The organism is Corallococcus sp. AB018, from assembly GCF_003986945.1.
Classification (GTDB): Bacteria; Myxococcota; Myxococcia; order Myxococcales; family Myxococcaceae; genus Corallococcus; species Corallococcus exiguus.
Genome location: NZ_RAWR01000001.1, coordinates 24,830 through 41,929 on the forward strand (window position 1 = coordinate 24,830; position 17,100 = coordinate 41,929).

General features: G+C 73.2%; 2 protein-coding genes (both only partly in view). Both read right to left on the minus strand.

Going from position 1 to position 17,100, the window contains the following annotated elements; all coding sequences use genetic code 11:
- A protein-coding gene (locus tag D7Y11_RS00025) for an SDR family NAD(P)-dependent oxidoreductase (RefSeq protein ID WP_126932708.1) crosses the window boundary here: on the minus strand, nt 1-6,540 show its 5' portion. Its footprint begins 5,853 nt before the window's first position; only the first 6,540 of its 12,393 coding nucleotides appear in the window; the start codon lies at nt 6,538-6,540; the stop codon falls past the left edge of the window.
- On the minus strand, nt 6,540-17,100 hold the 3' portion of the coding sequence (locus D7Y11_RS00030; RefSeq protein ID WP_126932709.1) for an SDR family NAD(P)-dependent oxidoreductase. 932 nt of this gene lie beyond the right edge of the window; the window shows 10,561 of its 11,493 coding nt (coding positions 933-11,493); its start codon lies beyond the right edge, outside the window; it ends in the stop codon at nt 6,540-6,542. Before D7Y11_RS00030 ends, D7Y11_RS00025 begins: the two co-directional genes overlap by 1 nt.

Genomic DNA, 17,100 nt, shown 5'->3' on the forward strand with positions numbered 1-17,100 from the left:
GAACAGCCGCGGCGCCGGAGCCTCCTCGCGGACGGCCTCCGCCCGCGGGAACTCCTCCAGGATGAGGTGCGCGTTCGAGCCCCCCGCGCCGAACGAGCTGATGGCCGCGATCCGGGCCCGTCCGGACGGGGCCTCCCAGCCGCGCGTCTGCTTCACCACCTGGAACGGCGTCCGTGTCAGGTCCAGCTTCGGGTTCTCCACGTCGCCATGCAGGCTGCGCGGGAGCACCTGGTGGCGCATCGCGAGCGCGACCTTGATGACCGCCGCGATGCCCGCCGCGGCCTCCAGGTGCCCGATGTTCGACTTCACGGAGCCGATGGGACAGGGACGCCCGGGCCCCCGCTGCTCACCGAACGCGAGCTGGAGGCCCCGGATTTCAATGGGGTCGCCCAGCGACGTGCCGGTGCCGTGGCACTCCACGTAGCCGATGTCCTCCGGCCCCACCGCCGCGCGCGCCATCGACTTCTGGATGAGCTGGGCGTGCTGCTCCGGATTGGGAACGGTGAACCCCGCGGCCTTGCCACCGTGGTTGCTCGCCGAGCCCCGGATGACCGCGTGGATCCGGTCGCCGTCCGCCAGCGCCGCGGCGAGCGGCTTGAGCAGCACCGCGCCCACGCCCTCGCCCGGGACGTAGCCGTCCCCGCCCTCGCCGAAGCTGCGGCAGCGGCCGTCCGAGGACAGGAACTTCGCCTGGCTCAGGTAGATGTACTTGCCCGGGTGGATGGACAGGTTGACGCCACCGGCGACCGCCATGTCGCACTCGCCCGTCAGCAGGCTCTGGCAGGCCAGGTGGATGGACACCAGCGACGACGAGCAGGCGGTGTCCACCGCGAGGCTCGGCCCCTTGAAGTCCATGAAGAAGGAGGCGCGGTTCGCGATGGCCCAGGACAGCGAGCCGGGGCCCCTGTAGTCGCCCTGGAGCAGCCCCTTCTCGTGCGCGAGCAGTGAGTACTCGTTCCACATGGAGCCCACGAACAGGCCCACGCTCTGCTGCGCGTAGCGCTTGCGGGCCGCGTAGCCCGCGTCCTCCAGCGTCTCCCAGACGCACTCCAGGAACAGCCGCTGCTGAGGATCCATCTCCTCCGCTTCCTTGGGGGAGATGTTGAAGAACAGCGGGTCGAAGCGGTCCACGTCCTCGAGGAACCCGCCCCAGCGGCCATAGGAGCGCGCCCCCACGTCGGAACGGCTGCCCTGGATGGCGCTCGCGTCCCACCGCTCCAAGGGGATTTCCTGGATGCAGTCGACGCCGTCCACGAGGTTGCGCCAGAAGTCCCCCAACGTCCGCGCGCGGGGAAAGCGTCCGCTCATCCCGATGATGGCGATGTCGTAGCCCTGGCGGACCGGCGCGGCGCGAACGGGCTCGGGCGGCGCGGGAGTGGCCACGGGAGCCTCTGGCTCCGCGGGCCCCGACAGGCCCTCCTTTTCAAACCAGGCCACGAGCTTCTGGAGGTTCGGGTGCTCGAACAGCAGCGTGGGCGGCAGCTCCCGGAACGTCCGGTTCAGCTGCGACATCAGCTCCTGGAGGATGAGCGAGTCGAGCCCCATGGTGAAGAACGACTCCGTCGCGTCGAAGCCGGGACCGGGCAGGCCCAGCCGCGTCGCGACGAGCTCGCGCAGGTAGGCCTCCACGTCGCGCTTCGGCGCGCCCTGCTCCCGGGCTGGCCGGACCGGGGCCGCGGGGGCCTCCGCTCCCTGCACGAGCACCTGCACGTGCTCCTGCTGGGACAGCGCGGCGGTGAAGGCCTTCACGCCTTCGGCCACGGGGATGGGCCGCAGGTGGCGCAGCGCTCCGGTGAGCCCCTCCGCCATGCCCACGCCTTCCCACAGCGGCCAGTTCACGACCCGGCTCCGGCCCGGCGCGCCGCTCCGGTCGCGGAAGGCCATGAAGGCGTCCAGGAAGCTGTTGCCCGCGGCGTAGTCCGCCTGCCCCACGTTTCCCGTCAGGGCCACGATGGACGAGAAGCCGATGAAGAACTCCAGCGGCTGCGAAAGCGTGGCCTGGTGCAGGTGCAGCGTGCCCGCGAGCTTCGGGGCGAGCACGCGCTGGAAGTCCTCCCAGCCCTTGGTCATCAGCAGCCGGTCGTTCAGCACGCCGCCCAGGTGCAGCACGCCGTGCAGCGGACCGAAGTCCCGGGTGATGCGGCGAACGACGCCGTCGACCTGGGCGCCGTCCGTCACGTCGCAGCGCAGGAAGTGGACTTCACACGCGCGGGACGCCAGGTCCCCCAGCGGCGCCCGCACCGAACGGCCCAGCACGAAGACCCGGCAGGCCACGCGCGACGCCAGCGCGTCCAGCAGGGCACGGCCAATGCCGCCGCCGCCGCCCACGAGCAGGTAGTTCTTCCCGGCGCTGAAGGGGTTCACCGCCCCGGCCAGGTCCACCACCACGCCCCGCAGCTCCCGCATGAGCCGGCGTCCGTGGCGCCACGCCACCGGCTCCTCCGCCGGCTGCGCGGCGGTGCCTTCGCGAAGCAGCGCGTCCAGGCCCGCGTCGCCCGCGGTGTCCACGTCCACCAGCACCACCTGGAGCCGGGGACTCTCCCGCATCGCCGTCTTGGCCAGCCCCAGCAGCGCCGCCGCCGCGAAGCCCGTGCCCCGGTCCGTCTCGGTCGCGACGAAGGCCTCGCGCACGGCCACGACGATGCGCAGCTCCCGGTCGCTCGCGCGGGACAGGTGCGCCTTCACCAGGTCGAAGAGCGTGCGCAGGGCGCGCTCCGCCTCCGCGAGTCCGGAGGACTCCAACGCCTCCAGGAAGTAGAGCGTGGCCGCGCCGGATGCGCGCGTCAGCGCCTCCACCAGCGCCGCGACGTCACCCTCCGGGGACACCGCCCGCACGGTGCCGTGCACCGGTCGCGCCCGCTCCACGAACGCCTGGACCCGCGTGCCGACGACAGCGGCGCTCGGGGCCGGAGTCCGCGCGGCGGGCAGAGGAGCTTCGCTCCAGTGCGGCGCCTTCATCTCCCAGCCAGCGGGAGTCCTGGCCGCCAGCGAGCTGTCCGCGCGCTGGTAGATGACCTCGTGCAGCTCCAGCACCCGCCGGCCCTCCAGGTCCTGGCCGGTCACCTCCACGCAGAAGCGGTGCTCACCGCCCTTCGCGGGCTTGCGCTCCAGGTGGAGCCGGAGGACCTGCGGCAGCGCCCCGAAGCACCGCAGCGCGCCCACGAACGCCGGGACGAACCGGTCCTTTCCGAAGACGAGCGGACCGCCCACGTACCCCGTCAGCAGGCCCGCCTGGAGCACGGTGTCCAGGATGTGGGGCAGCAGCGCGTCGCCCTGCTCGCGCAGGCCCGCGGTGGACAGCTCCGCGAAGCACGACGCCTGCGCGCCGCCGAAGCGCCGCAGCAGCCGCAGGGACTCGCCGTACTGGAAGCCGCTGGCGGCCAGCCCCGCGTAGAGGGTGGCCACGTCGTGCACCGTGTAGAGGCCGTCCGTCGCCATGGGCGCGTCGCTCCGGGCGCGCCCTTCCCCTTCCCGCCCCACCTCCGCCTGGCTCAACCCGACGCCGTCCGCGGACACGCGCGACACGTCACCGTCCAGCACGGCGCGCAGCTCCACGGGCTGGCTCACGATGCCCGGCGTGTGGAAGACGACGTTGCGCAGCGACGCGCGCTCCCCCAGCCCCGCGTCCCTCGCCGCGCGCAGGGACAGGCTCATCATCAGCGCGCCGGGGATGAGCCGGTGGCCCGCGACCACGTGGTCCCGGAGGATGGGGTCCTCCGGCGACAGCGCGAGCCGGGCCCCCGTATCCGGGGACGCGTGCGACGGCGCCTCGGACACCTCACGGTCGCGGATCCAGAAGGCCTCGCCTTCGAAGGGATACGGCGGCAGCGGCGCCCGCGCGTAGCTTCCCGCGGGGTGCAGCCGCTCCCAGGCGAGGGCCGCGCCCCCCTCCCACAGCGACAACACGGTGCGGTCGAAGAGCTCCCCCAGGTCGGTGGCCTCCGCCGCGTCCAGGCCGGGCTCCTCGATGACGTGGGGACCCGAGGGCGCCTGTCCTGACGGCGCCTCCAGCGCGGCCTGGAGCCAGTCCTCGCGGTCCGGCTGCCAGGCGAAGCGCTCCAGCAGGGGGTGCGGCTCCAGGCTCGGCGCCGCCTCCGCCGCGGACTGCGCGGCGCGGGCCAGCGATGCCAGGTCCGGCGTGTCGGACACCAGCAACTCCACCGCCGCGGGCCTGGACAGCAGCCCCTCCGCGACCAGGCCGATGAGCTCCGTCAGCCGCGCGTCCGGGGCGAGCGGACGGGACTGGAAGCTCCACTTGGTGCTGAGCTTGCGGAACGCGCTCTCCACCGCGACGAACAGCAGCAGGCGGCGGCGGTCCTTCCCGGCGCCGGACACCTGGGCGTCGTGGAGGAAGCGCTCCATCGTGAAGCCCAGCGGGGAGAGCGCGCCATCCCACTCCTCCAGGAAGCGCTGGAAGGTGCGCTGCCCGTGGAACAGCTGCCGCGCGCGCGTCACGCAGGCCGCGAGCGCCTCGCCCGGAAGCTCCACGTCCGCGACGAGGTGGGCCAGGTACTCCGGCCGGATGGACACCGAGGGGATGATCCGGCGGCTCACGGGATCGAGCACGCCCATGGCGGGGGAGCGCACGCGCGCGTTCCCCGGCTCCGCGCCGGACACGAGCGCGAGCGCCTCTTCTGGCGGGAGCATTCCAGAGAGGGCGAGCGCGACGGCGAAGCCGTGCTGTCCGCCGTGCACCTCCCGGGGGTGGAAGCCCAGGTCGCCCAGCGTCGCCCAGAAGGCATACCGGACGAGGCAGGACAGCACCGGCCGCGCCTTCTGGGACCACGACGCCGCGCGGAAGGCCGTCGCCAGGCCGCCGCGCACTCCCGGCACCGTGCACGCCTTCAGCAGCGCGTCCACGCGGTCGCGGAACAGCGCGTTGCCCTCATAGAGCGGCCGCACGCTCCGGAAGCCGGTGACGGCGTGCTCGCGAAGGACCAGCGTGCCAGGCGCGGTGGAAGGCCCCGCGGCCGTCCGGCCCGCACCGTCCAGGAACGCGCGCAGCTCCGCGGCGCTCCCGACGAGCGCCCCGCGCCGCAGCGGATAGTGGGCCGCGGCCACGGCGTTCGTCACGCACACGTCGCCCAGCGCCGCGTCCTCCAGGCCGTCCTTCTCCAGCCACTCGCGCCACTGCTCCGCTCGGCGCGCGAAGCTGCCCGGCGACTTCGCGGACAGCAGGAACAGGTGCTTGCGGCCCGCATCGCGCAAGGAGCGGGCCGGCTCCGCCGTGTCCTCCAGGTGCTCCTCCAGCACGACGTGCGAGTTCGCGCCGCCGATGCCGAAGGAGCTGACGCCCGCCCGGCGGGGCTCGCCCGTGACGGGGCGCGGCCAGGCGGAGGGCTCCTGCGCGACGGTGAAGGGCGTCTGGGGAAAGTCGATGATGGGGTTGAGCGTCGTGACGTTCAGCGACTTCGGCACCTGGCCGTGCCGCATCATCAGCAGCACCTTGATGACGCCCGCGACGCCCGCCGCGGCCTCCAGGTGGCCGATGTTCGTCTTGACCGAGCCCAGCTTCGCGAACCGCACGTCCGGCGTGGAGTGGCGGAAGGCCCGCGTCAGCGCCTCCACCTCGATGGGGTCTCCCAGCGACGTGCCGGTGCCGTGCGCCTCCACGTAGCCGATGCTCCGGGCGCTGATGCCCGCGGACTCGATGGCGGCCAGGATGACGTCCCGCTGCGCGTCGATGCGCGGCGCCGTCATGGACGCCGTGCGGCCTCCGTGGTTGACGGCCGAGCCCTTCACCACGCCATGGATGCGGTTGCGGTCCCGGCGCGCGTCGTCCCGGCGCTGGAGCAGCAGCACGCCCACGCCGTCCCCCGGCACGTAGCCGTCCGCGTCCTTGTCGAACGTGCGGCAGCGCCCGTTGGGGCTCAGCATGCGGGACTTCGACCAGGTGACGTACTTCCAGGGGTGCAGGTTGAGGCTGACGCCCGCGACCAGCGCGTAGTCGCTCTCGCCCCGCTCCAGCGAGCAGCGGGCTTCATGGAGCGCCACCAGCGAGGAGGCGCACGCCGCGTCGATGGTGAAGCTCTTGCCCTGGAAGCCGAAGGCGTACGACAGGCGGTTGGCCAGGATGCAGACGTAGTTGCCCGTGCCCGCGAAGCTGTCCGCCTGGACGTCCGGGTGGACCGCCTCCTGGTGGTAGTCCGTGGCCATCACGCCCGCGAACACGGAGGTCCGCTTCGCGCGCAGCTCCGACAGCGGGACGCCCGAGTCCTCGATGCAGTGGAGCGTCTCCTCCATCAGGAGCCGCTGCTGCGGATCCATGTTCTTCGCCTCGCGCGGCGAGATTTCGAAGAAGCGGTTGTCGAAGCGCTCCACACCGTCCACGAGCCCGCACCAGCGGCTCACCGACGTGCCCGGCCGGTCGATGTCCGGCGAGTAGAACTTCCGGGTGTCCCAGCGGCTGGGGGGAATCTCGCGGATGCAGTCCCGCCCGGCCATCAGGTTGTCCCAGAACGCGCGGGCATCGCCAGCCAGGGGGAAGCGGCAGGCGAGCCCGATGACGGCCACCCCGGGTGCCTTTGCGCTCGCGGCCATCACGCCATCCCCGCAGCGCCAGCGCTCGGACGCATGCCCACGAGCAGCCGCGAGAGCTTGCCCAGCGTCTGGTTCTCGATGACCTGCATCGGGTTGATGCTGAGCTCCAGCGCGTGGTTGAGCTGCTTCACCAGCTTGATGGTCATGATGGAGTCGAGCCCCATGTCCTTGAACTCGACGCCGTCCTGGATGGAGTCGGGCTGCGTGCCGAGGATGGCCGCCAGCGCCACGCGGATGAGGCCCAGCTCCCGGCCGGGCTCCTCCGCGGCCTCCTTCTTCGCGGGGGCCTCCACCGCCGGAGTGGCGCGGCCCAGCGCCCTGGGTTCGAGGCTCGGCTCGAAGGGCACCTCGTCGAACCAGTAGCGCTTGCGCGCGAACGGATACACCGGCAGCGACAGCCGCCGGGGCTTCGGGCCGGAGCGATTCAGCGCCCGCCAGTCCACGTCCTCGCCCGCCACCCAGCGAGCGCACAGCGCGTCAGGCTTCAGGGCTTCCGCGCCCTGCGCCGCGGACTCCTGGCCCCCACCGCGCAGCCCCTGGAACCGGCCCTTCGCCGGAGCGGAGCCCACGTGGATGGCCCCCGCGGGGCCCGCCTCTCCGCGCAGGAACGCGTCGACGAGCCGGGTCAGCTCCGGCACGTCCCGCGCCACGAAGGCCACGCGCTCCTTCATCGCCATGCGCCCCGTCTGGAGCGTGTGCGCGAGGTCCCGGAGCGACAGCCCGCCCGCGCTCCCGGAGGCCACCGGCGCGGCGAACGCGTGGAACACCGCCCCCAGCGTCTGCGCGCTGGCCAGGGCCTTCACCTGCTGCGTCGTCCCCAGCCGCGCGTTCGCCTCCTCCACCAGCCGGGAGAGCGCGTGCGCGCCAAAGCCCAGGTCCACCCGGAGCTCGTCCTCGTCGAGCGCCGCCTCCGCCACGCCCAGGATGCGCGCGGCGATGTCCCGCAGCACCGCCCTGCCCTCGTGCGCCGGGACCGCCGGGGCGCCCCCCGCGTTGGCCCGCAGGTGCGCCGCCAGCCGGCCCAGTGAGGCCTTCAGCACCTCCGGGGTCTGCGCGGAGACCGGCACCACGAACGGCCCCGCGTCCGGCGCGGACACTGCGGGCCTGGCGGCGACGTACTCCTCCAGGACGACGTGCGCGTTGACGCCGCCGAAGCCGAAGGAGCTGACCGCCGCGCGGCGCGGCAGCGATGCGCCGTCGTCGCCCACCAGGGGCTCCCAGGGCTTCGTCTCGTCCAGGATGTAGAGCGGCGAGTCGTCGAGCTGGATGTACGGGTTCAGCTTCTCGAAGTGGGCGTTCTTCGGCAGCACGCCATGCTTCAGCGCGAGCGCGGCCTTCACGAGCCCCGCGATGCCGGCGGCGGTCTCCAGATGTCCGATGTTCGTCTTCACCGCGCCGATGCCGCAGTGCTTGCGCGTTGACACCGGCTGGCCCCTGCGCCGGGCGAACTCCTTGAAGACGTCCTTGAGGGCGTTGAGCTCGATGGGGTCCCCGAGCGCCGTGCCCGTGCCATGCGTCTCGAGGTAGCCGAGCGAGGACGGGTCGAGGCCCGCCTGCTCCCAGGCGGCGACGATGACGTCGCGCTGGGCCATGGGGTTGGGTGCGGTGATGGAGGCGGTGTGGCCGCCGTGGTTCATCGCCGCGCCCTTGATGACGCAGTAGATGGGGTCGCCATCCTCCACGGCCTGACGCAGCGGCTTGAGCAGGACGGCGCCCACGCCCTCGCCGCGCGCGTAGCCGTCCGCCCGGCTGTCGAAGGTCCGGCAGCGGCCATTCGGGCTGAGCATGCCCGCGTCGTTGAAGGCCACGTAGAGGTTGGGGCTCAGCAGCGTGTTGACGCCACCGGCGACGGCCACGGTGCACTCGCCGCGCTGGAGCGCCTCCACGGCCTTGCGCACCGCCACGAGCGAGCTGGAGCACGCGGTGTCCACGGGCTCGCTGGGGCCGGTGAAGTTGAGCAGGTACGAGACGCGGTTGGGGAGCATCGCATGCGCGTTGCCCGTGGCCATGTGCGCGGTGGCCTGACGCTCCAGCAGCAGGTTCGTGTAGTCGTGGTTCGCCACGCCGACGAACACGCCCACGCGCTCGCCCCAGTGCGACAGCGGATCCTGGCCCGCGTCCTCGAAGGCCTTCCACACGGCCTCGATGAACAGCCGGTGCTGCGGGTCCATCAGCCGCGCCTCTTGCGGCGACAGGCCGAAGAACTCCGGGTCGAACTGGTCCACGCCCGGCATGAACCCGCCCCAGCGCAGCGCGGGCGCCTCCTTCGAGAGCACCTCCGCGTTCCAGCGTCCCGAGGGGACCTCCGTCACCAGGTCATGGCCCTGGAGCAGGTGCTCCCAGAAGGCCTGGGGGTCCTCCGAGCCCGGGAACACGCCGCTCACGCCGATGATGGCGATGGGCTCGGACGTGGACACCGGGGCCGCCGGAGCGGCCCGCACCTCCCGCGCGGGAGCGCGCGGCGCTGGCACCGGCGCCACGGGGGCACGCCCCTGGTAGTGCGCGGCGAGGGTGCTCTCGAACTTCTGGTGGAGCGTCCGGGCGAAGCCCTGGATGGACACGTGGCCGTAGAACAGGGGTGGCGTCGCGTCCAAACCGAGCCGCGTGTTCAGCGCCTCCACCATCTGCACGACGCGCATGGAGTCCAGGCCGTACTGGCTCATGTCGTCCTCCACGCTGAGCTCCTCCGGCCGAACCTTGAGGACGTGGCAGAGGATGTCCTTCAGGTCCTCGCCCACCGCGGCCACCAGGGCCTCCGCGTCCCGCGCGGGGACGGCGGTCTCCACCGGAGCGGAGGAGTGCGAAGGCGTCACCGGCGCCGGTCCAATCCAGCACCGGCGCCGAGCGAACGGATAACCGGGCAGCGAGAGTCGCGCGGGCGGCGTGCCCTCATGGAGCGAACGCCAATCCACGCGCGTGCCCGAGACCCACTGCTCCGCGACCTGGAGCAGCGCGTCCCGAGTCCGAGCGGTTCCCACGTCCCGCGCGGGGCCTTCGTCCGTGCCTCGGACGTGCCCCGTGCGCAGCCCCGGCAGGGCCTTGCTGGAGAGGAAACCGTCCAGCGACTCGCGCAGCTCGCCGAGTGATTCCACGACGAACGCCGCGCGCTCCTCGAGTGGCTCGCGGCCGACCTGGAGCGTGTACGCGATGGACGCGACGTCGGAGTCGAACAGCGTGTCCCGGTGCCGGGAGAGGTGGTCCGCCAGGTTCCGGGCATGGGCCTGGAGCCGCTCCGCGCTCTTCGCCGACAACGGCACGAGCACCGGCCGGGCCGTGGCGGCGCCCTGCCGGGGCCGGGCCTCGCGGTACTCCTCCACGATGAGGTGGGCGTTCGCGCCGCCCGCGCCGAAGGCACTGATGCCCGCGCGCAGCGGAGCCTCCTGGCCGTCCTGCGACGGGCCAGGGCGCCACGGGGCCAGCCCGCCCTGGAGGCGGAAAGCGGAGTCCGCCAGCTCCAGCTCCGGGTTGGGCGTCCCGGCGTGCGGCGAAGGGAACAGCTCCCGCGTCCGGAACTGGAGCAGCACCTTCGTCAGCGCCGCGATGCCCGACGCGGACTCCAGGTGTCCGACGTTCGCCTTGATGGAGCCGACCGCGCAGAAGCCCTGCTCCGGCGTGTGCCGGGCGAAGGCCTGCTTCAGGCCCGACACCTCGATGGCGTCCCCCATGGAGGACCCCGCCGCGGCGCACTCCACGTAGGAGATGGACCGCGCCGGCACGCGGGCGCGGCGCAGGGCGTCGTCGATGACGTCCGCCTGGGCCTGGGGATTGGGCGCCAGGTAGCCCGCCGTCTTCCCGCCCGCATTGATGCTGGAGCCCTTGATGACGCCGTGGATGAGGTCCCCGTCCGCCCGCGCGCGGGCCAGCGGCTTGAGGACCACGAGCCCCGCGCCCTCGCCGTCGATGAAGCCGTCCGCCCGCTCACCGAAGCTGCGGGTGCTGTCGCCCTTCGTGAGCAGGCCCGCGTGGGCCAGCCGCTCCAGGTGGTCCGGGTGCAGGATGAGGTTGACGCCGCCCGCCAGGGCCAGCTCGCACTCGCCGCGCAGCAGGCTCTGGCAGGCCAGGTGGATGGCGGTGAGGGACGCCGAGCACGCGCTGTCCACCGCGAAGCTGGGACCGCGCAGGTTGAACCAGTAGGAGATGCGGTTGGCGATGGACCAGAACCGGCTGCTCGAACGGTTCGGCGTGCCCTCCGCCGAAGCGCGCGCACCCAGCCATTCGTAGTCCGGGTTCATCGCGCCAATGAAGACTCCGGCCTTCAGCGGCTGGCTCAGGAGCGCGCCGCGCGGCTGGCCCGCGTCCTCCAGCGCGTGCAGGGCCAGCTCCAGCAGGATGCGCTCCTGCGGATCCATCTCCTCGGCCTCGCCGGGCGAGATGCTGAAGAACAGCGGGTCGAACCGGTCCACGTCCTCCAGGAAGGCGCCGTGGCGGACGCCGCCCTCCGCCCCATTCCAGCGCGCGGCGGGGATGGCGCTGAAGGCGCTCCGGCCCGCGCGGAGGTTGTCGAGCAGCGCGTCCAGCGTCGGCGCGCCGGGGTAGCGGCCGGAGAGCCCCGTGATGGCGATGTCCTGGGACTCGGCCTGCTGGGGACGCTCCTCGGAGGGCGTGCCGCGCGAAGGACGCCGCTCGAAGGAGACGGTCTCCTGGCGCGGTGCCGGGACGGACGCGGCGCCGGCGGTGCCCACCACCCGCGTCAGCTCCGCGGCCTTGTGCTGCTCCAGGTATCCCGCGAGCGCTCGCACCGTGAGCTGTTCGAAGAGCAGCGTGGACGGCAGCCGGCCCAGGTCCTTCTCGAAGCGGCGGCGGACCTCCAGGCCCAGCAGCGAGTCGACGCCGTACGCGTCGAAGGTCGCATCGTCCCCCAGCGCGCCGGGGGACTGCTTGAGGACCTCCGCGAACACGCGCTTGACGTAGGCGCGGGTGCCTCCCTCCACCGGCGCGGTGACCGGAGCGGACATGGTCGCGGGACGCACAGGGGCGGCCTCGCGGACCACGGGCTTCGCGGCGGGGGCACGCGCCTCACGCGCACGCACGGCGATGCCGTCGCTCTGCGCCAGGAGGACGCTCTGCCACTCCTGGCCGGGGGACAGGCCCGGGAGCCCGCACGCGGACGCGCCCAGGAAGCCCTCGCGCGCCAGGAGCATCTTCCACGTCTCGCGGCTGACGACCGGCGAGCCCGGGATGCGGTGCTCCTCGTCGCGGTACAGCCACCAGCCCTTCATGGTGCCGAACGTCAGCGTCGCGAAGTCGCGGGCGGCGATGGTCTCGTTGAGGACGAGCAGACCGTGCCGGCGCAGCATCCCCTTGATGCGGCGCAGGGTGGCGCCGAGGTCCGCCGTGGCGTGCAGCACGTTGGTGCCCAGCACCAGGTCCACGCCCTCCAGGTCCGCGTCCCGCTCCAGGTCCAGGGTGCGGTACTCCACCGGCACCGGGCTGTCCCGGAAGCGCTCGCGCGCCTTGTGCAGGAAGTGGACGGACAGGTCGGTGAAGACGTAGCGGACGCGCTCCGCGTACGGACGCAGGGCCTCCAGCACGAAGCGCGTGGTGCCACCGGTGCCCGCCCCCACCTCCACGAGGACCAGGGGCCGCCCGGGCTGCTCGGCCAGCCGCGCCTCCACGAAGGCGCGCACGGCCTCCGCGGTGAGCGCGTTGAGCAGGTCCGAGTGGAGGCTGGACGCGTAGACGTTCTCCACCAGCTCCGTGGAGCCGTCCGGGAACATGACGTCCATGGAGGAGCGCCGGCCCGTCCACACGTCGGGCAGCGCCTCCACGCACCGGTCCAGCAGGTCCATGTAGGCGGCCAGGTCCGGCAGCCGCGTCAGCACGTCCGCGCGCAGCGCCTCCAGCGGACGCTCCCCGGCGGCGGCCCTGGCGCGGATGGCCAGGCACTCGCGGTAGAGCCGCGCCTGCTCCGGAAGGACCTCGTCCGCGCGCGGCTCGCGGTCCACCAGCGTGCGCCTCAGGCCGCGCCGCGCGTACTCCTCGAACAGCTCGAAGGCGGCGACGACGCGGCGGGCGGGCTCCTCGGGCCGCGAGCGCGCGAAGGCCTCCACCTGCTGACGGACCCCCGCCAGCAGCGCGGCGCCCGCGTCCCGCTGGACGGAGACGACGGTGCGCGTGCTCGCGTGGATGCGACCCAACACCCGCGCGTCGCCCTTGATGGCCACCACCTGCGGCAGGGGCAGGCCCAGCACCTGCTCCAGGGCGCGGAAGCCCTCCCGCGGAACGATGGAGCCGAAGCCCTCCTCGCGCAGCAGCTGGTTGTACTCCGGCGTCGCCACCGCGCCGACGGTGCCCCAGAAGCCCCAGTCGATGACCTTCACCGGGAACGGGAACGACTGGGACAAGAGGAGCGCGAGCGCGTCCTGGAAGCGGCTGGCCGCCGCGTAGTGGGACTGGCCCGCGCCCCCGGAGATGCCCACCGCCGACGAGAAGAACACGAGGAAGTCGAGCGGCTCCCCGGCGAGCACCTCCGCCAGGACGAGGCTGCCCGCCACCTTGGGCGCGAGCACGCGCTGGAGCCGCGCCCGGTCCAGCTTCTTCAGCAGGGCGTCCTGCAGCACGAGCGCGGAGTGGAACACGCCGTGGATGGCGCCGAAGCGCTCCTTCACCCGGGCAACGGCCTGGCGCAGGGAGGCGGCGTCGGTGACGTCCGCCTGCATGAAGACGACGTCCCCACCGTGCGCGCGCAGCGCCTGGAGTCCGCGCTCCATCGCTTCATCCGGCGCGCTCCGGCCCAGCAGCGCCACCCGCGCGCCCCGTTGCCCCAGCAGGTGCTCCGCCAGCGCCAGCCCGATGCCGCCCAGGCCTCCCACGATGAGGTACGTGCCTCCCTGGCGGAAGATGGGGGCCTCGGACGCGGGCGCATCGAGCGCGCCCAACCGCCGCTGCATCAACGTCCCGTCGCGCAGCGCGACCTCCTCCGGCAGCTCCGCGCCCTGTGCCTGGAGGTAGCGCCGCAGCACGTCCGAGCGCAGGTCCTCCAGCGGCTGCCCGGCGCCCAGGTCCACCACGCGGAAGCGGCAGTGGGGGTACTCCCCCGCGAGCGAGCGCAGGAAGCCCCCCAGCGCCGCGCCCGTCAGCAGGAGCGGCTCGTCCGCGCGCGTACGCAGCGCGCCGACCGTGAACACGAGGACGTCCAGCGGCCCGGCGAGCGCGCCACGCGCGTCCAGCGTCCGCACCACGTCATAGAGGCAGTACAGCGCGCGGCTGTCCTCGGCGCGCACGGCCTCCAGGGACTTCGCCTCCGTGCCGGGGGCCAGGAAGAAGACCGAGTCCAGCGGGAAGCCGCCATCCAGCAGCGGCTCCAGGCCTCCGGCCTCCAGGTCCCGGAAGGACAGGGCCTGCGTCCGCGTGTACCGCTCTTCAATCTCCTCGCCCCATGCGCGCGAGAGCTCGCCCGCGTCGTCCGGGTAGACGATGAGCGCGCCGCGCTTCTCCACCGGCGATGCCACCGCCGCGTCCACGCGGACCGCGTCGAAGTAGGGGGCGTACAGCAGCGGGGCCTCCTCGGCCTTCAGCTCCCGGGCCTCCAGGCCGTGCACCTTCACCGCCACCCGCCCGTCCTCCGCCACGAGCGCGACGTCGAAGCAGCGGCCGTCCTCGCTCTTCACGTAGACGGCCATGGCCGGCGCCAGGGGCCCCAGCACCTCGACGGCGTCCACGACGAAGGGCAGCAGACGCTTCGCCCCGCCCTGCCCCTCCGCCGAGGCCACCTGGCCCAGGACGACGTGGAGCGCTGCATCCAGCAGGGCCGGATGCAGCTGGTAGTCCGCGAAGCCCTCCGAGGCCTCGGGCGGCAGCGCGAGCCACCCCACCGATTCACGGCCGTCCGTCCGCATCCGCTGGAGGCAGCGGAAGAACGGGCCATAGCGAAGCCCCGCGCGCTCCAGCCGCGCGTAGATCTCATGGCCGTCCAGTTCCTTCGAGCAGCGCGCCGCGACGGCCTCCACGTCCAGCCGCTCCACCGGCGCCGTCCCGGCCTCCGGCTGGTACTCGCCGGTGGCGTGCGTCACGGGCCCGTCGGGGTGCAGGCTGGAGATGCTGAAGGACGTCGTGCCGCTGCCTCGGGTGAGCGCGATGGAGACGCGGACCGGCGCCTCCACCTCCAGCCGCTGCTGGAGCACGACGCGGGACAGGCTGAAGCGCTGGCCCTCGTTCTCCGGCAGGAGGAACGCGCGCCACGCCATCTCCAGGTAGCACACGGCCGGGAGCACCCCGTGCGAACCCACCACGTGGTCGCGCAGGAAGGGCGCATCCGGCGTGAGCGTCGTCTCGTAGCGCAGCGTGTCCGCCGCCAGCGTGGGGACGACGTGGTCCACCAGCGGGTGGAGCGACGCGGGGCGCGCGGCTCCGCCCCGGACGAGCGATGCGTCCCAGTGACGCTCGCGCTCGAACGAATACGTGGGCAGGTGCAGGCGCCGCGGCAGCGGGCCCGTGTGCAGCCGGGCCCAGTCCACGTCCAGCCCCGCGACCCAGAGCCGGGCCACCTTGTCCAGGCGTCCCTTGCCCAACAGCCGCCACACGTGGTCCTGGCCGTCCTCGCCCTCCAGCGCCTCCATCAGCGCGGGCGAGCGCGTCGCCGGGTCGCCCACGAAGGTGGACTCCGCGGACGTGCCGCGCAGGAAGTCCTTCAGCCGGGAGCGCAGCTCCTCCACATGGGACACGACCACCGCCAGCCGGTGCGCCATGGGCTCGCGGCCCACCTGGAGCGTGTGGCAGACGGCGTGGAGCCAGCGCCGGGCCTCCTCCTGCCCCGTGGAGGGACGGCGGTCGAGCTCCTCCAGCATCGCGGCGGCGGAGCGCTCCAGCGCGCCCCGCGTCTTCGCGGACAGGAGGAAGACGGCGGGCCCTTCCGGCGCGGGGGCCTGGCTGGCCTGCGCATCGGAGTCACCGCCGAACTCCTCGAGCACGACGTGGGCGTTGACGCCGCCGAAGCCGAACGAGCTGACGCCCGCGCGGCGGGGCACCGACGGCGCGGGCCGGTGCCAGTCCGCGGTCTCCGTCACGACGTAGAAGGGAGACCCTTCCAGGGCGATGTATTCGTTCTGCGCCCGGAAGTGGACCGTCGCCGGGAGCTTCCGGTGCTTGAACGCCAGCAGCACCTTCACGACCCCGGCGACGCCCGCCGCGGCCTCCAGGTGCCCGATGTTCGTCTTCACCGACCCCAGGCCGCAGGTGCGAGCCGGCAGGTCCGACCCGGCGTCCGAGGCCAGGGAGCGGAACGCGTTCACCAGGGCGCGCGTCTCCACGGGGTCGCCCAGCTTCGTCCCGGTGCCGTGCGCCTCCACGTAGGAGACGGTGGAAGGATCCACGCGGGCCTTGCGGTAGGCGCGCGTGAGCAGCTGCTCCTGCGCGCGGGGATTCGGCGCGGTGAGCGTGTTGGCGTGGCCCCCGTGGTTGATGGCCGAGCCCCGGATGACGGCGTGGATGGCGTCGCGGTCCGCGAGCGCCTTCGACAGGGGCTTCAGGATGAAGACGCCCGCGCCCTCGCCCCGGACGTAGCCGTCCGCGGAGCGGTCGAACGTCTTGCAGCGGCCGTCCTCGCTGAGCATCCCGGCCCGGCCGAAGGCCAGGGTGAGGAACGGGGACAGGATGAGGTTGATGCCGCCGACGACGGCCTGCTCGCAGTCGCCGTTGCGCAGGGACTCCAGGGCGCGGTGGATGGCCACCAGGGAGCTGGAGCAGGCCGTGTCGATGGCCTCGCTCGGCCCGTGCCAGTCCATGAGGAACGAGACGCGGTTGGGCAGCATGGTGCCCGCGATGCCCGTGGCGCTGTAGGCCTCCACGGTGTCCTGCTGGCGGACCTGGAAGGCGCCGTACTCGAGCGCGCCGACTCCGACGAAGAGGCCCGTGTTGCTGCCGCGAAGCTCGCTGGGGCGGTGGCCGGAGTCTTCAATGGCCTGCCAGACCAGCTCCAGCAGCAGCCGCTGCTTCGGATCCATCAGCGCGGCCTCGCGCGGCGTGATGCCGAAGAAGGCCGCGTCGAACCGATCCACGCCGGAGATGAAGCTCGCGCGCCAGGGCTCCCGCCCGTCGATGCGCAGGTACGGCCGGTCCGCCGGCACGGGCGTGACGAGGTCCGCGCCCCGCGCCAGGTGCTCCCAGAACTCGCGCAGGTCCTTCGACCCCGGGAAGACGCCCGCCAGGCCCACGATGGCCACGGGCTCGTCCAGCGCCGGCTCCGGCACCACGGCGGGAGCGGCCACGCGGGCCTGCTCCACCGCCGGGGCGGCGGGCGCGGACACGGCCGGCGACGGGAGGGATTGGGTGAACGCGGAGGCGTGCTCGCGCGCCAGGTGAAGGGCCAGGGCCCGGGGGCTCTGGAACTCGAAGACGAGCGTGGGCGACAGGGAGGCGCCCAGCTCCGTGCCCAGCGCCGTCATGAACTCCACGAGCGCGACCGAGGACAGGCCCGCCTCCATGAAGTTGCGGGACGGGTCCACCTGCTCCACGGCGACGCCAAGCTTCGCGGCGATGCGCTCACGCAGGCGCCGCTCCACGCCCCTCGCCACCTCGTCCCCGGCGGCGAGCGGAGGGACGGCGGCCCTCGAAGGAGCAGGG